This window comes from Algibacter sp. L4_22 (assembly GCF_023473045.1).
GTDB lineage: Bacteria > Bacteroidota > Bacteroidia > Flavobacteriales > Flavobacteriaceae > Algibacter.
Genome location: NZ_JAMCOK010000009.1, coordinates 109,094 through 130,136, shown reverse-complemented (window position 1 = coordinate 130,136; position 21,043 = coordinate 109,094). Strand labels below are relative to the sequence as shown.

Here is a 21,043-nt window from a genome sequence, read left to right as displayed (position 1 = left end):
TCGGATAATAAATCATCGGCTAAAACATCAATAGAAACTGCTGTTCCTAAGGCATTATCTAAATCTTCATTATCATTTGCTATTGGAGCTACCACTGTATATTCTACTGTTATTGTAGCAACATTTGATGTATCGCCATCTTCATCATCAATAGTATATGAAATTGGATCAGGATCCCCAGTATAACCTGGAATTGGATTAAAACTCACTTCCCCTGTAACTTCATCGTAAAGCCAAACACCTTGTCCTTCTACGGTAAAGCCAATTAAATCACCATTTAAATCTGTAATAGGATCGGTTATTGTAAGTCCCGGATTGGTAGGTACTATTAAGTTTACACTCATAGCATCTATTGTTCCATCAGAATCTGTATCTCCTGTTATTATATTCTGAATAACGGTTGCTCCTGAAGTATTCCCAGAACTTATTTCATTATCAGCAAATGGAGGAATATTTACTTCTATTGTAAATGTAGCATCATCTTGATCATCTTCAGTTAACACATCATTATCTGGAGTACTATTTGGATCGAATAAATCACTCGCTGTAATTTGAGCTACATTAGTATAGTCTCCTGAAGCATTAACAATTGCATCATAAGTAAGCGTTCTTGACAAGCCATTCCCTAAAGCTAAATCACTCCAAACAATAGACTTATTTCCGACGATATAAACACCAGAATCCGATATTGTTCCAGCAACTAAATCATATCCACTTGGTAATAAATCTTCAATATCAACTCCTGTAGCATCTCCACCACCTGCATTTTCTAATAAAATAGTAAATGTAACTGGATCTCCTACTGAACCAGAAAGAGGTGAAACAGATTTTGTAATTTGAAGATCGGCAGTTTCTAAATTAACTTCTGCATTATCTTCGTCATCTTCACTTTGATTTCCATCGTCATTGTTTGGTGTACTATTAGGATCGTTTTGATCACTAGCAATTACTTGAGATGTATTTAAGTACTCATCCGTTGTTCCGGACGGAGCATTAACTAAAGCTGTTATTTTTAAAACAGCATTAGTAGATGCCGCTATAGATGCTATAGTCCAAACTCCTGTACTAGAATTATAATTACCCGAAGCATCATCACTTTGATACGTGTAACCACTCGGTAATTGATCTAGAACCTCAACATTTGTAGCTGTATCTCCACCTCCATTTGTTACCGTAATCGTAAATTCTACCGGATCCCCTACACTAGCATCTGTTGGTGAAACCACTTTGCTCACAGATAAATCTGCAGACTGTATTGTTATTGTTTCTGTATCCTCATCATCATCATCACCATTTCCATTTCCATCTTCATCCACTGAAGCATCCGTTGTTGGATCACTATCTGGATCGAAATTATCACTCGCTATAATTTGTGCTGTATTCTCATAAGGACCAGAAGCATTAACTGTAACATTAAAAGTTAGAGGTAATGTCGCTCCGTTTGCAATATCTAAATTAGACCATGTTATAGTTTGTGTTCCTAAATCGAAAGAACCACCATTGGAAACCGTTCCTGGTACTATAGAATAACCTAATGGCAAAATATCTTCAACACTAACACCTGTTGCATCAGAGTTTGCTCCACTAGTATCATTATTAAAAACAGAAACAGTAAACGTTATAATATCTCCTGCATTTACATTTGAAGTTGATACTGCTTTAGTTAGTTCTAAATCCGAAATTGGAGTAATAATAATAGTCACCTCATCTTCAGCGTGACTACATGTTCCGCTAACAATAGACCATCTAAAAACATAAGTTCCAACGGCTGTTCCAGCTACTAATGTATTCGCATCGTTTTCGTCTATAAAACTAACAGTAGAAGGACCTGAAACCTGAGTCCAAGTTCCTTCGCCAACACCTGCTGGCGTTGCCCCTAAAGTTACTGATGAAAATTCTGGTAAAGATTGATCTGGACCAGCATTAGCAGATATTGGATCTGAGTGTATAACAATTTCCATAGTATCGACAGAGGTACAACCTCCACCAACGGCAGTCCAAGTAAACTGATATGTCCCTGCAGATAATCCAAACACTAAACTATTTGGATTATTTTCTGCAGCAATTGTTGCCGGAGCTCCTCCTGTTTGTGTCCAAGTTCCTGTACCAACAGCTAAATCTGTAGCAGCAAGAAAAGCTTGAGAATTATCACAATACTCTTGATCTGGACCTGCAACTGCTTGAGAAGGCGGTGCTCCTGTATATGTTAAAGTAACGGTATCAGATTGTGGTCCACAATCCCCTGATGTAAATGGTCCACTTGTCACTGTCCATGTTAATACATAAACATCGTCAAGCCCATCACTACCAGCATCATCTGGAATGTTCGATAATGTTGTTTTAGGATTATTAGGGCTATCTATCACTACTAAACCTCCCGATGGATCGTCTCCTGGGCTTGCAAAAGTCCATACCCCAATCCCTACGGTTGGTGCTGTTGCATCTAACTGAGTATCTTGCTGACATGCAGGATTTTGATCTGCACCAGCTTCTATTGGTGTTGGAGCTTCAAACACTTCAATTCTAACAATATCAGCATTATCTGTACAAAACGGTGTAGCAAAATTTAATTCTACTATATAAAGACCAGGAACTGTTAACCCAGTAACACTTGTTGTTGTTGTATCATCTGGATTCGTAATTACAGCTACAGAACTACTAGGTTGTGATAAAAATCTCCATTCCGATGTTACATCTCCTGGTATTGCAGTATTTCCTGCTGTTAATATCGTAGATGGTGTTGTAATACATACATCTTGATCCGCACCTGCATCTGCATCCTCACTTGGACCATCACTAACTGTTACTGTTACTTGAGATGAATTATTACATGATAGTCCAGCACCTGTATAATCCGTAGTATAATCAAATACATAAACAAAACCTGGATCGACAGGAGCATTTGCGGTATTACTATTACTTGGTGATTGTGTTGGTGTATATAAAGCTATTTGTGCCGGAGTAGCTGCTATTCCATCAACAGAAACTAAACTCCATGTACCTGTTGTACCAGGAGTAGCCTCAAGAAAAGCACTATTAACCATACAAAGGTCTTGGTCTGTTCCTGCCGTTGCAGGTCCATAAACATCAACTGTTATATCATCTGAAGAATTTGGACAAAATGTTGAGCTTCCAACAATTGTCCATCTAAACACATAAGAACCCGTGATTAGATTTGTTACACTTATTGAATTACTCCCTGGATTATCTATAGTAGGTGTATTTGGTCCTGAAACCACAGTCCAACTTCCGCTTTCAGAATTTGGATTACCCAAAGGTTCTGCAAAAATAGTTGTGTTTGTTGCCGCACAAATTGTTTGAGTTGCATCTGGTATAACTGCTTCTGTTGGAGGAATACCTACTTCAATAGTAACTTGATCTGGTGTAGCAGAGGCTGTACAACCTCCAAAATCAATAACCCATTCAAAAACATAAGTTCCGTCTAATAAGTCTGAAAATGTTGCTTTAGGACTATTAATATCATCAACAGTATATCCACCTAATCCAGAAACTAAAGCCCATGTTCCTTGCCCTCCATCTGGCGCGGAGTCTGCATCCATAATAAAAGATAGAGAAGTACCTAAACATAATTCCAATTGGTCTGGACCAGCATATACAGTTGTGCTAGAATCTGCAACAACTACTAGCACCGTATCCGATGTTGAAAGACAAGCATTAGGTACTGGTGCTGTATAAGCGATTTCCCATTGAAATTCGTACTCACCATCTATCAAGCCTGTAACTTCAGAAGTTTCGCTATTTGGGGATGTAAAAGAAACTGCGCTTGGACCTGTAATCTGTGTCCAAGTTCCCATTTCATCAATATCTGGTGTATTTCCTGCTAAGTTCGCTATTGTTGTAACACCTTGCCCAAAGCAAAAATCTGCTCCTGCATCTGCAACTGTTGGCGATTCATCGCTAGTAGTTGTTATAGTTACAGTATCAGTTGCAGCTTCACCACAGTATGCGAATTCATTTAATAGAGACCATGTTAAAATATAATCTGTTGATGCTAATGAAAACCCTGTAGCTATAGTCTTTGGGTCGTTCTCATCTTCAAAAACAACATTAGGATCTGTAGATGACCATGTTCCTGTTTGACTCGCTAATGCTGGATCTGCATCTAATTGTACTGGCGCATTATAACAAACGGTTTGATCACCTCCAGCTTCAACCGGATCATTATCTATAGGCGATACAAAAACACTAGTGTCTGATACTGCTGGTGGCGTACAATTTGGTCCAGCGGTTACTGTATATCTAAATACATATTCTCCAGGAATAAGATTTAAAAGACCTGGTGTTTGAGCATAAATATCTGAAATATCTGCTGTACTTGGACCAGATATCTGAGACCAAACCGAAGTCTCTCCTACATTAATAGTACTACCTGCAAGCGTTCCATCTGTTTGCCCGCATGTAAATGTTTGAGGCGACCCTGCAGCAGCACCAGATATAGCAGTTGAAATAATTATATTTATGGCATCGTTAGCAACATCACAACCTTGTAAAAGGTTTCCACTTCTTCGCCTTCTAAAATTTACCGTATATGTTCCAGGAACATCAAAAACAGTTATAGTAGTTGTACCACTATTCGCACTTCCCAAATTTATATAATTTGTTGGAAATGTTATCCCAGAAGCTCCAGGACCACTAACAATACTATATTCTGATACGTTTCCACTTGTAGAAGTATACGGAACAGGTATTTCAGTACTCCCACAATCCCCAACAATATCGTTTCCAGAATTCGCGCTTATACTAATAGTATCTACATTATATATAACTCTAACAAAATCTGTAGATGTACAACTAGTCACTGAGTTTGTAATAGTATAGCTAAATTGATAACTACCTGGAGATGTAAGTCCTGTAATTTGTGTTGTGGAGCTCGTAGGATCCACAATAGTTACAGCTCCTCCCAATGTTTGTTCCCACAATACAGTTTCATTTGTAAAGTCGGGTGAATTACCTACTAAAGTTGTTTCAGTAATTGATGCATCACAAAAACGTTGATCATCATTAGAAATAGTAGCTTGTGTAACATCTTGAGTCGCTTCCGGTACAGTTACTGTAACTGTATCACTGCCTGAAACACAAGGTCCAACAACATCCCATCTAAAAACATATACACCTTCTACTAAACCAGAAACACCTGTATTATTAGTGTTTGGACTACTTATTGTAGGGTTTGAAGGCCCAGTAACAAATAACCAAGTACCTACTTGACCATTTATATTATTACCAGCAAAACTACCATCTAAATTAGTACTTTGGCTTACTGTATAACAATTAGATAATGTTTGATCTGCACCAGCATCAACTGGCTCTTCTCCTCCATAATTAGTTATTGTAATTTCATCATAAGACTCACAAGATTGCCCTGGAGCATAATCATCTCCCGAAATAGTCCATCTTAAAACCGTAGTTCCTGCGCTACCGTCAGCTAAAGAAATTGTAGATGTTGCTGAAGTAGGCTGATTAATAGTAACACCTGCACCATTACCTCCACTTACAGACCAAGCACCTATTTCTCCCGAATTAGTTGGAGCATTAGCATTTATTATTAACGCCCCCGAACTATCTGGACAAGAAGCCACATCTGAACCAGCATCTGCAACCGTAATAGATTCTACCGTAATAGAAACTGTTTGAGACGGTGTATCTCCATTAGGACAAACTGCAGAGAGCTGAAACTCATAAGTGTTTCCTCCTGAGAAACCCGTAATTATAGGATTATCTATTGAAGGGTCGCTTATTATTACTGAAGGCCCACCAATTTGCATCCATGTTGGCCCATCGGCATATGCATCTGGTGAGTTTCCATCTAACTGAAAAACATCATTAGCACAAATTGTTCGATCAACACCAGCATTTATGGTACATGATTGCGCGTGCAATGAGCTAATTCCTAAGAACAAAGTAAAAGCAAAAAAAATAAACAACTTTAAATTATTTATTTTCTTAAGTAGGTAAAAATTATCCATTTAAAAAGTATTATAATTATGTGTTAGTAATTGAAAAGAATAAAATAAATCTCTAATATTAATTAAGAGTGAAATTTTGTAGGATTTACATTAACAAATGTAAAAAAACAACTAAACTTTTAACGTTTTTTTAAGACAAATTTTATAATCAGTAATTATCTAAAATAAAAAAATCGCCAATTTTTTAACAAAAAAAAACAGATGAAATAAAAAAAATAGACAAAAAGCATGAATTACCGATAAAAAGAACACATCTACATAAAAAGAAAGTGAAAAATTACAAAAAAATTAAGAAGAACAATATAAAATTTGCAATTTGCATTTATTTATCTCTCAAAAAAAACATGAGATTAACACAAAAACCGATTCATTTAAAAAAAAACATATCAAAAAAAAACATAATACATTAAAATTGAAATAAGAATATTAAAAAATTTGAAAATATCGTTTTTACAGATTTGAAGAGTTTATTGTATTTATCTTTTAAAGATCCAAATTAATTAAATGGAGACTAACTCGCTAAATACTAAAAACCACCACAACATTTTTTTTCAAGAAATAACTATAAATATCGGAACACGTGTTTTATAAATACACAATCTTATTCTTAATAGCATAAAGCACTAAACCTATTTTATTTTTAACTTGTAATTTCTGAAATAAAGTATCACGATAGCCATCAATTGTTTTGGGACTTAAAAACATTTTTTCAGCAATTTCTCTATAAGTTAATTCTGAACAAACAAGTTTAATAAATTCTAATTCTCTTTCTTTTAATTTACAAACCGTACCTCGTTCATCATTTAAAGAATTCACTAAAATATTCGACACCTCTTTTGTATGATAATACCCTGTACTAATAACTTCTTTTAGCGCCACTTCTAAAACTTCTTTTTCAACGTCTTTAAGCAAATAACCTTTGGCTCCTGCTTTTAACATTTTTATAATGATTTCATCTGTTCCTTCAACCGAAAGAGCAATTACCTTTATTTGAGGGTATTCGTTTTTAATAATTCCCGTAGTTTCTATACCATTTAGAATAGGCATATTTACATCCATTAATACAATATCCGGAATATTATTAGGGAATTTTAATTTATCCAATAGCTCCTGCCCGTTATTACATTGATAAGGCACTTCAAATCTACTAAAGGCATTCACCAAACCAGCAATTGCCTGAGACAACAAAATATGATCTTCAACAATGACTACCTTATATGGATTCATGAGTTATAGTAATAGTTAATTGTGTACCTTGGTTTGGTTTCGAAAAAATACTAACACCTGCATTTACTAATTTTGCTCTATTTTTTATGTTGGACAATCCAATTCCTGAAAAATTATTTGATTTTTCTGAATCGAAACCTTTACCATCATCTTTAGCAATTATTAAGAGCTCCTTGTCTTTAAAATTAACCATTACACTCAAATGCCTTGCTTTTGCATGTTTCATTGTATTGGAAAAAAATTCTTGCAAGATTCTAAACAGCACAATTTCCGTTTTTTCCTCCATTAATCTTTCTTCACCTAAAACTTCTATTGAAGCTTTAATAAAGTTAAGCCTATTAAACCTCTCAATTTCCTGAGTAATCGCTTCTGTAAACCGCATTAACTTTAATGCCTCAGGATTTATCTGTTTTGATAACGACCTCAACTCGATCAACCCTTTGTTTAAAGTTTCTTTTACATCTTCAATATTTTTAGGATCTTGAAGTTGTATTTTTGCCAATGTTAATAATTGGCCAATGTTATCATGTAATTCCCAACTTATATTTCTAAACGTTTCTTCTCTTATTTCTATTTGAGTTTTAGCTATTTCTTGTTCAAATTGCTTTTCTATTTCCTTTTGCTTTAACAATAAATGATTTTTTCTTCTATGAAAAACAACAAATAAAGCCACAAGTATTAAGCATAAAAATACTAATGTAAAAACGGCTACTAATATCGCTTGTCCTTCTCGCCCCATATAAAACCTAAAATAAAACAAAAATTCATGACGATGCTTAAGATACTACTTATTTCTAAAACATTCTGTAAATCAACCAATTCGAAAAGATAATTTCTAACTACTCGAATAGGAATGTTTCCGGCTAGGTAAAGCAAATACCCAACACTAATCCAAAACATGAGGTTTGTTTTTATAAAAAGAACTTCATTAGTATTTAATATTTCTGAAAAATAAAAAACAATACTTGTTATAAGAAGCACCGATGCTATTAAATAAGGAATGGTTTGTATTTGATACAAATAGTTTTGAAAAAACATATTTATAAAAAAACTTAGTACATAAATAGCTAAAAATAATTTAGTCCATTTTTTATGACTCTTTATTTTTAAACAACTATTAAACAATAAAAATAAGAATGAAAAATTTATAAAATGAAAAATATTATAGATAATATAGTTTGTTGAAAACCCCATTATACCTAACAGAAACCCAAAAAGCTCATTGAAAGCGGTGTACCATAATATTATTAAAAAATATTTTAAGAACTCATGCTTGTATTTATAAAAATACAAGGTTCCTATAATAGCAACAAGAAGCTCTATATACTTTATAGAACTTCTTATTGTTACAAATGAGATCTCTAAAAACATACTCATCTATTAATTATTAATCAAGTTTATATGGAGGCGGAATCATTTCTCCTTCATTATAAATAGTACTTGTTTCTACGGCTCGCGCAGTAAACAAACTAGCACTGAAGTTTACACCTGCTTTTTGAAAATTCTGTGCTTTTTTATAATACATTTCAAGTCGGTTTTTCTTATTAAAATCAATCATCAGCTCATCAACAATTTCAAATTGTCCCGCTAAAGGATTACCAGAATCTGATTTTATAATGAATGGTAAATGGTTCATGCTTTTATGTTTTTTTTCACCTAAGTCAACACCAACCGTTGGAATCATGAAAACAGTTTGCTGTTTAGGATGCTTAATAGATTTTCCGCTCTTAAACTTCTTAGAATTAGGATAGGCGGCAAAATATATTCTAAGACCAGAAACATCTTGTTTTGGGTTAGCTTTTTGAATAGATTCGATGTATTGTAAATAAGCTTTTATCTCATCTAATGAATACCAAATAAACTTAGTGTCTTCAAAATCATTGTCTTTGTATTTCTCCTGAAGCGTCCCTTCGATAATCTTAGTTCTATTTTCGTTAAATTCAGCAAACATTTCCTTTCCTTGAGCTGAAGATATTAGATGATTTTGAAGTAAAACATCTCGAGATTTAGAGTTTTCCATGCTTTTTTCACCTTTTAATTGGCCGCAAGAAAAAAGAAAAGTACATAGCAATAAGGGAATAATTAAAAATGGATTAAAAGTTTTCATATAACATTGATTTTGTGTGATTTCAAAGTTAAAAACTATAACATTCCTACATAAGAGGAAAAACACCCTTTTTCAAAAAAATATGTTTTAAACAAAACTTCCAAACACTAAAACAAACCTCTATTCAACACATTTAAGCTTATCCATAAAAAACTCTTTATAACTAATATTTTCAATTTCTCGAAAACCTTTAGTCCCTCTTAGCTTAATTGATTTTATTGGCGATTTTTCAAGATTTAAAATTTGCGAATTAGTCAAATCTGCTTTAAACAAAAACTCACCACACTCCATATTCCAAGAGTGATATAAAGTAATAACTCTATTGTTTTCTAACTGAACCGCTACCTTAGAACGACTATGAGATAGATAACTAACGCAACCCAAATCTATAGACGAATTGATAAACACCGATACCTTTTTACCATACTTAAACAATTCGATATTTAAGTTTTCACTTATAGTGTAAGCCTTAGTTTTTATTGTCGCTTTTTTAGTAAAATCATCATATTCATCTAATATATAATGACAACTATTACGAAATTGCATTCTTTCAGAATTCTCATTTTCGGTAATAAGCCTAACATCTTGATCATTAATTGCATTAACTCTAGCTATTGAATCTCTAATCCTATTCGCCTCCAGTTCAACGGCCTGTTTAATAGCTTCAGCATGATTATTAGACAACTGCTGCTTCTCTTCAGCTTCTTTTAAAGCCACGGCATGCTCACTTTTTAAACGCTCAATATGTGCCGCATTCACTTTATTTATCGAATCGCTCACTCGAGCAGTTTCAATTTCCTTCTCTCGCTTTAAAGCTTGATTTTGCTCAACCTCCAAACGTTCTTTTTTCAAAGCTTCAGCTTCCGCCTTTTCTAGTGCCTCTTTTAATCGATTAGCTTCTAACTCGGTCGCTCTTTTTTGCACTTTGGCGCTTTCTCTTTCAATTTCTAATCGTTTATTCTCATTAACCTCAGCTTTATTAAGAGAATCTTTTACACGCTTAGTCTCCAATTCAAATGCACGTTCTTGAGCTTTAGCTCTTTCCTTTTCAAAAATTAAACGTTTTTCATCAGCTGCTTTCTTTAAAGCCAAATCCTCCAAACGCTTATTCTCATCTACCTTTGCTTGAAAAGCCGAATCGTTTAAGCGTATTCGCTCTAACTCTACTTCTCGCTTTAAAGCAGCCACTCGCTCGTTCTCTAAACGCTGTAACCTAACTTCTTCTACTTTAGCCAAAGAATCATTAACACGTTTAGATTCAAGTTCTTCTGCTCTTTTCATGATTGCAGCTTGTTCTTTTTCAAACTCCAACTTCTTTTTCTCAATGGCTTTTACTTTAGCTATTGAATCACTTATACGCTTAGCTTCCAACTTTTCAGCTTCCTTTAAGGCTAAAGCTTTTGTTCGCTCCAACTCTAAACGTTTATCATCTGCTTCTTTGATTTTTATAATTGAATCCTTTACACGTTCTCTCTTTTGCTCTGCGGCTTTATTCAAAGCTTTTATTTGATCCATTTCAAAATCTAATCGCTTTTTCTCAACAACTTCAGCCTTAGTTATAGAATCGTTAACACGCTTAACTTCTAATTCGGCTGCTTTTTCCAAAGCCTTTTCTTGTGCCTTTTCAAACTCTAATCGTTCTTTCTCTTCTTTTTTTACCCGAGAAAGAGAATCTTTTATACGCTCAACTTCTAGTTGAGCTTCTAGTTTTAAAGTCGAAATTCGCTCTTTTTCTAGCCGTTCTTTTTCTACCTTTTCTACTTTTAAAACAGAATCTTTAACACGCTCTGCTTCTCGCTCTACCGCTAATTTTAATTCTTGAGCTTTTATATTATTAAAACGCAATCGCTCAACTTCCTTTGCTTTAGCTATTGAATCTTTTACACGCTTAACCTCAAGTTCCTCAGCTTGCTTTAAAGCCTGTGCACGCATAAACTGCAACTGTTTTTCTTGAGCAGCTTTAGCTTGTGAAATAGAATCGGCAACTCGTAATTTCTCTAAATTTTCAGCCTTTCTTTTAGCAATAGAATCATTAATTATTTGTTGTCTTTTTTCGTCAGAGAGCACTTCGCCATACTTAATAAGCTCCCGCATTTTCTTCTTTCGAGTGTTTTCCAACTCAATTGCTTTTTTACTTTCCTTTTCTTGAAAATCAAAATATAAATCGGACATTTTTTCGTTAACCAACAAATCGATATCCTTAACAACACCTTCCCATTCCTTGTATTTAACTTTATAATTATCTCTTCCTAAAAAGCCAATAACCACACATTTTTCATCTATACTAAATGCTGCTAAAGGTCCCGATAATTGATTTGAACTCTTGTTCAAATTTTTATATAAATTACCATCTTCTAAAAACTTAGTAGGTATACTAATTTCTTGAGCAAACAAAGTCACAGAGAACAATAAAAAGTAAACGTATTTAATCAAAATTTTATTTTTAAATGAAATTAATTTTCGTAAGAATTTAATCATGTAATAATGCTCCAATTTAAACATTTCTAGAATAATATGGCCCTTTTTAAAGAAATTCACGCCTAGAATTCGATAACTTTGCTGAATATGACTATAAACGACATTATCGGAAAATATACTATTGAAGGCTTTAATCAAGATGAAGAAAAAACACCTTATCGCGGCAAGCTTAATCTTTCAATTAACAAAAATAGTAGAATTAAGGCCGATTGGATAATTGGAAACTCGCAGAAACAAACTGGAACAGGCTTTTTTAAAAACAATATCTTAGTTATTAATTTTAATTATGAAGGTGAAGATTTAAAGGTCTATAAAGGCGTTGTAGTTTACAAATGCTTAACCAATGATTTATTAGAAGGTTTTTGGTCAGAAAAACACGGAAACCCACTATTTCTAGGAGAAGAACGTTGTTTTAAAATAAATAACAATGATAAGCTATTAAATTAATTTGAAATAAAAGAGCCCGAAAACCTATTGATTTCCGAGCTCTTTTTAATGATAATAAAACCTCTAGAGGGATTATATATATTGGTTAATAATATTCTCAAACATTTCTTGCTTACCGCTTTTTAACTGCAACTCACCATTTTCTTGAGCAATTTTATATAAGTCTTGCAAGTTTAATTTACCGTTTTCAAAATCTTTACCTTTTCCTCCATCGAAAGAACTGTAACGCTCTGTTCTCAATTTATCGTAAGCTGAAGATGTAATGATTCTGTCTGCTGTTAACAACGCTCTAGCAAAGGTATCTGCGCCTCCAATGTGTGCATGAAAAACATCGTCTAAATCGGTTGAATTTCTTCTAATTTTAGCATCGAAATTAACACCTCCACCTTGTAAACCACCTGCTTTCATAAACACAAGCATAGCCTCGGTAGTTTCTTGAATATTATTTGGGAATTGATCGGTATCCCAACCATTTTGGTAATCACCACGGTTAGCATCTAAACTACCTAACATGCCTGCTTTTGCCGCCGTTTCAATTTCGTGTTGAAATGTATGTTGCGCTAATGTTGCATGATTTACTTCAATATTTATTTTGAAATCTTTATCTAAACCGTATTCTCTTAAGAAACCGATAGCTGTAGCCGAATCGAAATCATATTGGTGTTTTGATGGTTCCATTGGCTTTGGCTCAATAAAGAAGTTCCCTTTAAAACCTTGCGCTCTTGCATAATCTCTAGCCATGGATAAAAACTGCCCCATGTGGTCTAGTTCACGCCCCATATCTGTATTTAATAAAGACATATAACCTTCACGTCCTCCCCAGAATACATAATTTTCACCACCTAATTTAATGGTAGCATCTAAAGCTAGTTTTATTTGTCCGCCTGCTCTAGCAACCACATCGAAATCTGGGTTAGTAGAAGCTCCGTTCATGTAACGTGGATTTGAAAAACAGTTTGCTGTTCCCCAAAGTAATTTTACACCACTTTCGGCTTGTTTACCTTTTATATAATCGGTAATAGTTTCTAAACGTTGTTCCGACTCTGCGAATGTTGCGCCTTCTTGAACTAAATCGAAATCGTGAAAACAGAAATAATCAAAGCCCATTTTTCCAATAAATTCGAAAGCAGCATCTGCTTTATCTTTTGCTGCTTGAATTGGATCTGAAGCTTTATCCCACTCAAAACTTTGTGTTCCCGGTCCAAATGGATCCGATCCTTGTCCGCAGAATGTATGCCAGTAAGCAATAGAAAATTTAAACCATTCTTTCATGGTTTTTCCAGCAACCACTTGGTCTGGATTGTAATATTTGAATGCTAATGGATTATCGGAATCTTTGCCTTCAAACGCAATGTTGTTAATGCCTTTAAAATACTCTTTAGTAGCCATAATTTTTAATTATTAGTTGATATTATTTTTTACTTTACAATGTTTGTTTGCGTTAGGGATTGAACGGTTTGTTTAAGCTCCCCGAGCTTTTGGGAGGGAGCGAGTAGTGAAAGCCCGACCCTTGTGGTAACGCCCACATTTTATTATTTATTTAAAACGAGTTCTAGTTCTTTTTTCCAATTGTTATATGCTTCTATATATGGTGTTTTGTCTTTAAACGGCATAAACGTCATGACATGATCGTTATCCATTATACTTTTTCCGAAAGCTTCGAAATCGCCTTTATATAAATTAGCAGCACGGGCAGCGCCTATGGCTCCTGTGGTATTATAAATTTCAATTTCTTGCTCAATGAGTGTTGCTACGGTGTTTGCAAAAATCTCGGAACGGAATAAATTATCATTTCCCGCACGAATAACACTGGCTTTAATGCCATCGGATTTCAAGATTTCCATGCCATAAAGGAATGAAAACGCAATGCCTTCGAGCGCAGCACGACACAAATGCGCTTTGTTGTGATTGTTTAGGTTTATGTTTACCAAACGCGTACCAATGCGTTGGTTGTTTAACATACGCTCGGCGCCATTTCCGAAAGGTAAAATACATACACCTCCAGATCCTATTGGGATTTCTGATGCCAAATTATTCATTTCCTCGTAAGAGCTTACATCAAGATTATTTAGCAACCAACGGTATTGAATACCAGCACCATTAATATTTAATAATTTACCTATATTTTTATTTTCTTTTGTATAATTTACGTGTGCAAAATTGTTTACTCGCGTGCTTTCCTTTCCCGAAAGACTATCTGTTACAGCATATACAACACCCGAAGTTCCACCAGTTGCAGCAACTTCTCCTGGATTGAAAACATTAAGCGATAATGCATTATTTGGTTGATCGCCGGCGCGGTAATAAATTGGGGTTCCAGCAGCGAGTCCGCTTTCATTTTCACCTTGCTCATCAACCACAGATTGGTTACCAAAAGTATCTACAATATCGGGAACTAAATCTGCACTTATACCGTAATATTCTAAAAGAAAATCGGCTACGCTATCATTTTTAAAATCCCAGAATATGCCTTCGGAAAGTCCTGAAATTGTTGTATTCATTTTATTCGAAAACTTATACGCTACATAATCGCCTGGTAGCATAAATTTATGAATTTTACTATAAATATCGGGCTCATTATCTTTTACCCATTTTAATTTTGAAGCCGTAAAATTAGCTGGTGAGTTTAACAGATGCTCAGCGCACTTCGCCTCACCTATTTCAGCGAAAGCTTTATGTCCAATTTCTACTGAACGACTATCGCACCAAATGATGCTTTTACGCAGTGGCTTTCCATTTTTATCGACCACAACTAACCCGTGCATTTGGTAAGCTATGCCAATACCTTTTATTTGAGAGCGGTTTATGCTATATTGTTTTTTTAACGTTCTAATAGCATTGCAAATATGAAACCACCAGTCGTTTGGATCTTGCTCTGCCCAACCATTTTGTTGAGCAAACATACCCATCTCTTCTTTGGGTTCTTGTACAACGCCTAAGCTTTTACCTGTTTCTACATCTACTAATGCTACTTTTATTGACGAACTGCCAATGTCTATTCCTAAATTATAATTCATTATAATGAGTCTCTTAAAATTAGTTTGGTTGGTATATATTCTTGAATAACCTTGTCTTCGCTTACAAACTCGGCTGCTTTGGCGCCTAATTGTTTAAAATCTGTTGAAATAACTGAAATCCCTTTATAAATGAATTGTTTCATTGGGGTTTCATTGTAAGATAAAAACCCGACATCGGTGCCAGGTTCAAAATTACTGGAGCGGCATTGTTCTAAAAAGATACCGAGAATTCTATCGCTTACGCTGATGTAGGCCTCGCCTTTTTTGATATTAAAATCTTTAGAATCTGTAATAATTTCAAAACTGAAACCTTCCTCTTTGCAGTATGCTTTAAAATAATCTACCGTTTCTGCTGGGTGATGTGTAAATGTGGGATACACTAACACTAATTTTCTGTATTTCTTAAATGCCTGATTTGCTTCTTTTAAAGTATCATAAAAAGATTTTCCAAAATCTTGAAACACAAAATTATTATGCTTGTTTGCGTGAATATTCCAATCGATTAACAATAATTTACTATCATCAATATCTTTTAAAACTTCGGCAACTTCTTTGTTATCAAAAGTCATCACTACATACTTATAATACTTCCCTTTACTATTATTAATTATGGTTTTAAAATTATCAATATTATAATGATGAAACTGAATATCTGTAATAACATTTTCGGGCAAATTATTTACAAACGCATGATATAGCACTTCTTTATAAGCCTTAAAGGTATCTAAAAGCAAAAGCACTTTTCTAGTTTCGTTGGCTACGTAATAGCCTTTATTTGGCACAGATTCTATAACGCCATGTTCTTTTAAAATAGAATAGGCTTTAAAAACAGTATCGCGAGAAAGTTTATGAGATTTGCATACCGAATTAACTGATGGTAACGCATCACCACTAGCCAACCTATTGTTTGCCAACTCGTTATTTATAGCATTAACAAGCTGCTGATACTTAGGCGTTTCGCTATTTATGTTGATTTTAAAATCCATATTTATAAACCGTACTGGTCTGGTCCGGTATGCAAATATAAAATTTATTTTTATGAATCCCTATATTTACTTAGAAAATATCTTTTTAGGGCACAAAAAAACCATGTACATTCGTAAATATACATGGTTTTAAAAAATATTTAACGAGCTTTTTAGCCCACTTTTTGATTCTTTTTATCTTTTCCGAGCATCATTAACTCTGCTCGATTTTCTTCTTTTCGTTCATTAAACAAACGTACGCGCTCCAATAAAGCATCCTGCTTTTCTATTCGTGCCTTTCGCCTTATTTCTTGAGCTTCTTTTTGCTTCTGACTTTCTTCTTTTTGTTTTGCCTTTTCTTTTAAAACAGACAAATATGAATAGCCATACATGCTTAAAAAAAGCAAAGCTATTATACCGATAATAACATAACCGTTTTCCATTGAATTCTATGAGGGATTAATTAGAATAAAAAAATCAATTGGTTAGACTGAATTTTAATTTATAAAGTTAAAAAAAACAGTGCCTAATTAAGAATAAAAAAGACAATCAGTAAATAAAAACAGATAAACGTAAAAATAAATTTTATTTTAGCTCAGTATCAAAACCATTAGCCTTCCAATTTAAAATTCCACCCTCCAACTCATAAACTTTAAGGAATCCTAATTTTTTAAAAACAGCAATACTTTTACCGCTTCTTCGTCCTGATTTACAGTAAATTATTAGTGGCTCTTCCCTATTCAATACTTCCAAAGATTTCGAAAAATTATCTGATAAAAAGTTAATATTTTCAGCTCCCGAAATATGACTTATTTTAAATTCTTTAGGAGTCCTTACGTCTAGCATTCGGATACCGTTTTGTTCTTTTAAAATCACATTAAGCTCCTCTGGAGTAATTTCGGTAACAATATCATCCTTTTGTGCTTTACAATTAAATAAAGTAGCACAAAAAAAGATGATTATAAAAATTGAAATTGATTTCATATATTATTATAAATCTACAACATCTCCAGCCCAATCTAACATGCCTCCTTCTAAATTATAGGCGTTTTCAAACCCCATTTGTTCCATTATTGCACAAGCCTGCCCACTACGATTTCCAGAACGGCAATACACATAAAAGTTTTTGCTCTTGTCTAATTTTTCGATTTCGCTTACAAACTCTTGCCCTTTGTATATATCGATATGTTTAGCTCCTGGAATAATACCTTCCGCTACTTCTGCATCTGTTCTTACATCTAAAATTACAGCGTTATCGTCCTTAGCTAGTTGCTCTGTCCACTCTTCTTGTGATAAATCTTCCATTATTATGTTGTTATTTTTTGTTTTATTATTTTAATGAAAACAAATTTAATATTTCTAAAGTGATAGACGAAAAAAAACCCAAAGTATTACACTCCAGATTTTTTTACTACCTATTCTATATTACTGATTCATTATACTTTAATACCACAGCCAATAGCTCTAGTTTCAGTTGTTTTCACTTCTTTTCCATCAAGCAAAGCATCTACTGCATTTTCAACATATTTAGTTGTAACTGCCGTAGCATCTTTATAATTATCATCGATTGCTCCAATATACTTTACCTCATTACCTTTACTTGTTTTCTCTAAAACAAAAACATGAGGTGTTTTAGTTGCTCCAAATTTTGGATATATTTTTTGATCCTTATCAATTAAATAAGGAAATGTAAAGCCTTTTTCTACTGCGCGTTTTTTCATAGCCTCTAAGTTATCATCTGGCTTAATATCTGTATTATTCGGCATTATTGCAATTACAGGGTAACCTAACTTCGCATATTTTTTATCGAGTTCTACAATACGATCTTCATACATTACAGCATAAGGGCAGGTATTACAAGTAAATGTTACTATAAAACCTTTAGCTTCTTTATAATCTGATAGCGAAACCATGTTTCCATCAATATTTTTTAACGAAAAATCTTCAGCCACGTCACCAATTCCATAACCATCACTAACAGTTTCAGTCTTTACAGTAAATGCGCTTACACAAAGTACAACCATAATTACCGATATTATTTTCATTGTTTTTTTCATAACTATTTAATTTAAGAATTGCTTTAACTCATGCTCTAACTCTTCGTAAGTAAACGATTTCTCATAAAACTTACGCTTTCCATTTTTATAAATAATAGTTGCTGGTATTGCTCCAGACCATGTTTCATCTACCTGCGGAATCCAAGAATTACTATCAACATCATCCAAAGCAACAACTTTGGATTTCAGTTTTTCCTTCAAAATAAAAGGCTTCAATTTAGATTCATATAAATGTGGAAAATCTAAACTCACCAATGTAATATCTACGTTCTCATTTACGTATTCAGACTTCAACTTCTCAAAATAGGGCAATTCTTTCACACAGGGCGCACACCAAGTGGCCCAAAAGTTAATAACATGAATCTTATCATCAGTCCTATTTAAAAACTTCTTTAAACCATTAAAATCATAGACTTCCAAAGCTATATCATTTTTCATAAAAGCATCAATTTCTTTTACTTCAGGAGCACTACTAATTAAATTGGTTTGTTTATTTTTATTCCCACAACCAAAAACAAAAAGTAAGGTTGCCATAAATAAGTATCGTTTCATAATCATAAAATTAATTAATACTATTTTGTTTCTTCTCCTGTTTAACAAACTTTTATATAAAAACGCAGCGTTATTCGGAATTTTATATACATTTGTATGTACCGCAGTTGTTTTCGGCTCGTAAACAAGTAAGATTTTTTTACAATCGAACTCAAACTATCATTAAATAAAAGTCAACTTTTAGTTGTAATTATATAAAACAAAACACTAGCAATAATAGAAAATAAATTAGTGGCTCACTTAACCACCAACGAAAAAGCTGAATTAACTTCACTTTTACGCAAATTACGGTTAATAGCAAGTAGGTTTCCCTAAACCAATAGTAACCAACCAAGACTGTTGTACTTGTTATAGCAGTCTTTTTTAAAGAGGAATCCCTAACAAATTAGTCCTAATTCTTCTTTATTCGTAAAAAAAGCACAAAGTTTTGTATAATACTTTTTCAATCTTTATATTTGAACCAGTTAAAACAATAACAATGAACATATTTTTAAATAATACATGGTGGTGGAGCTTTCGAAACTAAAATTCGTGAAGTAAAACCCAAGTATATTTAAAACTTAAAATATCCAAAAGGCTTGTCATTCACGACAAGCCTTTTTTTTATTAAAAAAGTTTACATTTTCGGTGTTTGCCGAAATATTAAAAACATTAAATGGAAAAATTTAGTCTATACACCCACCACAAAAAAATATTAACAGATACTATAACACCTGTATCTGTTTACTATAAAATACGCGATAAATACCCAAACAGTATTTTGCTAGAAAGTGGTGATTACCACCGTAATCACAAAAACTTCTCGTATATATGTTTCAACCCAATCGCATCTATAAAGGTAGAAAACGAAGTTATTTCGCAAACCTTTCCCGACGGAAGCACCACGTCTTTAAACATAACAAAAGATATAAACGTAGCGAACGAAATCCATGATTTCACAAAACGTTTCGATCCCCAATCCGACGAAGATTTCAAATTCATTAACAACGGTATATTTGGTTACACTGCTTACGATGCTGTTCGGTATTTCGAGGATGTTCAAATTAGTAAAAAAGACGACTCTGTAGTAATACCAGATATTTACTATGCTGTTTATAAAAATATTATCGCCATAAACCACTATAAAAACGAAGCTTATATTTTTGCACACTGCTTTAACGATGCCGAAAACAACATACACGACATCGACCAGCTAATAAACGTGCAAAATTTCGCATCTTATAATTTCAAATCTAAAGGCGAAATAAAATCTAATTTAACCGATGACGAATTTAAAGCTCAAGTAGATTTAGCTCAAAAACATTGTGCTCGAGGCGATGTTTTTCAACTCGTACTTTCTCGTCGTTTTTCACAAGAATTCACAGGAGACGATTTTAATATTTATCGCGCCTTACGTAGCATAAATCCATCACCATATCTATTTTATTTCGATTATGGAGATTTTAAAATATTTGGTAGTTCACCCGAAGCCCAACTTGTTGTAACAAATGGTCTGGCCGAAATTCACCCTATTGCAGGAACATTTAAACGAACAGGCGATGAGGAACAAGACGAAATTCTTGCCGAACAATTAAAAAATGACGATAAAGAAAACGCAGAACACGTTATGCTTGTCGACCTAGCCCGAAACGATTTAAGTCGTCACGGCAGCCAAGTAAAAGTAGAAACCTATCGTGAAGTGCAGTTTTTCTCGCACGTAATTCACCTAGTAAGTAAAGTAACAGGCCATAAACACAAAAGCACCTCAACGATGCAAGTTGTGGCAGATACTTTTCCTGCAGGAACATTAAGTGGCGCACCAAAACACCGTGCTATGCAACTTATTGAACAATACGAAAAAACAAGTCGCGGCTATTACGGTGGCGCAATCGGATTCATGGATTTCGAAGGCAATTTTAATCACGCCATCATGATCCGTACCTTTTTAAGTAAAGATTACAAATTAAACTGGCAAGCAGGCGCCGGAATGGTATCAAAATCTAATGCCGAAAACGAATTGCAAGAAGTATTTCATAAACTCGGTGCATTAACAAAAGCCATAAAAGTAGCCGAAGACATATAAATAAATTGGGCGTTACCCGAAAAGGGTCGGGCTTTCGGCAGTCGCTTTTTTGTGTTGCATAGGTGCAACAACACAAAAAGAGCTTCAACAAAGCCTCAATCCCTAACGCGGAGCAATCCACGGAAAAAGTAGCAGTAAAGCAAC

General features: G+C 33.9%; 15 protein-coding genes and 1 pseudogene. 2 read left to right on the top strand and 14 right to left on the bottom strand.

The window, feature by feature from the left end; translation table 11 throughout:
• From M4I23_RS18790 to M4I23_RS18765, 6 genes and pseudogenes are all read right to left on the bottom strand, one after another.
• Nucleotides 1-5,987 (bottom strand): annotated as a pseudogene (locus M4I23_RS18790) (DUF11 domain-containing protein); the annotation flags it as partial.
• 585 nt (nt 5,988-6,572) lie between these two features.
• Entirely contained in the window at nt 6,573-7,214 is a 642-nt protein-coding gene (locus tag M4I23_RS18785; protein WP_249755407.1) for a response regulator transcription factor, read from the bottom strand.
• Nucleotides 7,201-7,953 (bottom strand): sensor histidine kinase, encoded by a 753-nt coding sequence (locus M4I23_RS18780; RefSeq protein WP_158847567.1) that lies wholly within the window; start codon nt 7,951-7,953, stop codon nt 7,201-7,203. Before M4I23_RS18780 ends, M4I23_RS18785 begins: the two co-directional genes overlap by 14 nt.
• Nucleotides 7,926-8,252: a hypothetical protein gene (locus M4I23_RS18775; RefSeq protein WP_249755406.1), complete on the bottom strand. Its 327-nt coding sequence runs from the start codon at nt 8,250-8,252 to the stop codon at nt 7,926-7,928. Before M4I23_RS18775 ends, M4I23_RS18780 begins: the two co-directional genes overlap by 28 nt.
• Nucleotides 8,253-8,601: 349 nt before the next feature.
• The gene (locus M4I23_RS18770) at nt 8,602-9,234 is read right to left on the bottom strand and encodes a hypothetical protein (protein ID WP_249755405.1); all 633 of its coding nucleotides are present in this window, start codon (nt 9,232-9,234) and stop codon (nt 8,602-8,604) included.
• Between the two features lie 207 nt (nt 9,235-9,441).
• Nucleotides 9,442-11,754, bottom strand: coding sequence for a hypothetical protein (locus M4I23_RS18765; protein WP_249755404.1), 2,313 nt, complete (start codon nt 11,752-11,754; stop codon nt 9,442-9,444).
• Between the two features lie 132 nt (nt 11,755-11,886).
• On the opposite strand from M4I23_RS18765, the gene M4I23_RS18760 reads away from it, so the two are divergent.
• Nucleotides 11,887-12,246, top strand: a complete 360-nt coding sequence (locus tag M4I23_RS18760) for a hypothetical protein (protein WP_158847559.1) — start codon at nt 11,887-11,889, stop codon at nt 12,244-12,246.
• A 72-nt stretch (nt 12,247-12,318) separates the two neighbouring features.
• On the opposite strand, the gene xylA is transcribed toward M4I23_RS18760, so the two are convergent.
• The 8 genes from xylA to M4I23_RS18720 all read right to left on the bottom strand — a co-directional run bounded on the left by xylA (nt 12,319) and on the right by M4I23_RS18720 (nt 18,837).
• Nucleotides 12,319-13,635 carry a xylose isomerase gene (gene xylA, locus M4I23_RS18755; protein ID WP_158847557.1) on the bottom strand — a complete coding sequence of 439 codons (1,317 nt, stop codon included), beginning with the start codon at nt 13,633-13,635 and terminating at the stop codon, nt 12,319-12,321.
• A 143-nt stretch (nt 13,636-13,778) separates the two neighbouring features.
• Nucleotides 13,779-15,263 carry a xylulokinase gene (locus M4I23_RS18750; protein WP_249755403.1) on the bottom strand — a complete coding sequence of 495 codons (1,485 nt, stop codon included), beginning with the start codon at nt 15,261-15,263 and terminating at the stop codon, nt 13,779-13,781.
• A complete protein-coding gene (locus M4I23_RS18745) occupies nt 15,263-16,249 on the bottom strand; it encodes a GntR family transcriptional regulator (protein ID WP_158847553.1) in 987 nt (328 codons plus the stop codon). The genes M4I23_RS18750 and M4I23_RS18745 overlap by 1 nt, the downstream gene beginning before the upstream one ends.
• A gap of 152 nt (nt 16,250-16,401) precedes the next feature.
• Nucleotides 16,402-16,671: a hypothetical protein gene (locus tag M4I23_RS18740; RefSeq protein WP_158847551.1), complete on the bottom strand. Its 270-nt coding sequence runs from the start codon at nt 16,669-16,671 to the stop codon at nt 16,402-16,404.
• A gap of 142 nt (nt 16,672-16,813) precedes the next feature.
• Nucleotides 16,814-17,212 carry a rhodanese-like domain-containing protein gene (locus tag M4I23_RS18735; RefSeq protein ID WP_158847549.1) on the bottom strand — a complete coding sequence of 133 codons (399 nt, stop codon included), beginning with the start codon at nt 17,210-17,212 and terminating at the stop codon, nt 16,814-16,816.
• A gap of 6 nt (nt 17,213-17,218) precedes the next feature.
• Complete coding sequence (locus M4I23_RS18730) at nt 17,219-17,533, bottom strand: rhodanese-like domain-containing protein (RefSeq protein ID WP_199269919.1); 315 nt, start codon at nt 17,531-17,533, stop codon at nt 17,219-17,221.
• A 131-nt stretch (nt 17,534-17,664) separates the two neighbouring features.
• Entirely contained in the window at nt 17,665-18,285 is a 621-nt protein-coding gene (locus M4I23_RS18725) for a thioredoxin family protein (RefSeq protein ID WP_158847547.1), read from the bottom strand.
• 6 nt (nt 18,286-18,291) lie between these two features.
• On the bottom strand, nt 18,292-18,837 hold the full coding sequence (locus tag M4I23_RS18720; RefSeq protein ID WP_249755402.1) for a TlpA disulfide reductase family protein: 546 nt from the start codon (nt 18,835-18,837) through the stop codon (nt 18,292-18,294).
• 655 nt (nt 18,838-19,492) lie between these two features.
• Between M4I23_RS18720 and M4I23_RS18715 the strand changes: the two genes are divergently transcribed.
• Complete coding sequence (locus tag M4I23_RS18715) at nt 19,493-20,899, top strand: anthranilate synthase component I family protein (RefSeq protein ID WP_158847543.1); 1,407 nt, start codon at nt 19,493-19,495, stop codon at nt 20,897-20,899.
• Nucleotides 20,900-21,043 lie beyond the last annotated feature (144 nt).

Coding starts and splice junctions, on each gene's coding strand:
- M4I23_RS18785 (WP_249755407.1), bottom strand. CDS start 7,214: ATGAATCCATATAAGGTAGTCATTGTTGAAGATCATATTTTGTTGTCT.
- M4I23_RS18780 (WP_158847567.1), bottom strand. CDS start 7,953: ATGGGGCGAGAAGGACAAGCGATATTAGTAGCCGTTTTTACATTAGTA.
- M4I23_RS18775 (WP_249755406.1), bottom strand. CDS start 8,252: ATGTTTTTTCAAAACTATTTGTATCAAATACAAACCATTCCTTATTTA.
- M4I23_RS18770 (WP_249755405.1), bottom strand. CDS start 9,234: ATGGAAAACTCTAAATCTCGAGATGTTTTACTTCAAAATCATCTAATA.
- M4I23_RS18760 (WP_158847559.1), top strand. CDS start 11,887: ATGACTATAAACGACATTATCGGAAAATATACTATTGAAGGCTTTAAT.
- xylA (WP_158847557.1), bottom strand. CDS start 13,635: ATGGCTACTAAAGAGTATTTTAAAGGCATTAACAACATTGCGTTTGAA.
- M4I23_RS18750 (WP_249755403.1), bottom strand. CDS start 15,263: ATGAATTATAATTTAGGAATAGACATTGGCAGTTCGTCAATAAAAGTA.
- M4I23_RS18745 (WP_158847553.1), bottom strand. CDS start 16,249: ATGGATTTTAAAATCAACATAAATAGCGAAACGCCTAAGTATCAGCAG.
- M4I23_RS18740 (WP_158847551.1), bottom strand. CDS start 16,671: ATGGAAAACGGTTATGTTATTATCGGTATAATAGCTTTGCTTTTTTTA.
- M4I23_RS18735 (WP_158847549.1), bottom strand. CDS start 17,212: ATGAAATCAATTTCAATTTTTATAATCATCTTTTTTTGTGCTACTTTA.
- M4I23_RS18730 (WP_199269919.1), bottom strand. CDS start 17,533: ATGGAAGATTTATCACAAGAAGAGTGGACAGAGCAACTAGCTAAGGAC.
- M4I23_RS18725 (WP_158847547.1), bottom strand. CDS start 18,285: ATGAAAAAAACAATGAAAATAATATCGGTAATTATGGTTGTACTTTGT.
- M4I23_RS18720 (WP_249755402.1), bottom strand. CDS start 18,837: ATGAAACGATACTTATTTATGGCAACCTTACTTTTTGTTTTTGGTTGT.
- M4I23_RS18715 (WP_158847543.1), top strand. CDS start 19,493: ATGGAAAAATTTAGTCTATACACCCACCACAAAAAAATATTAACAGAT.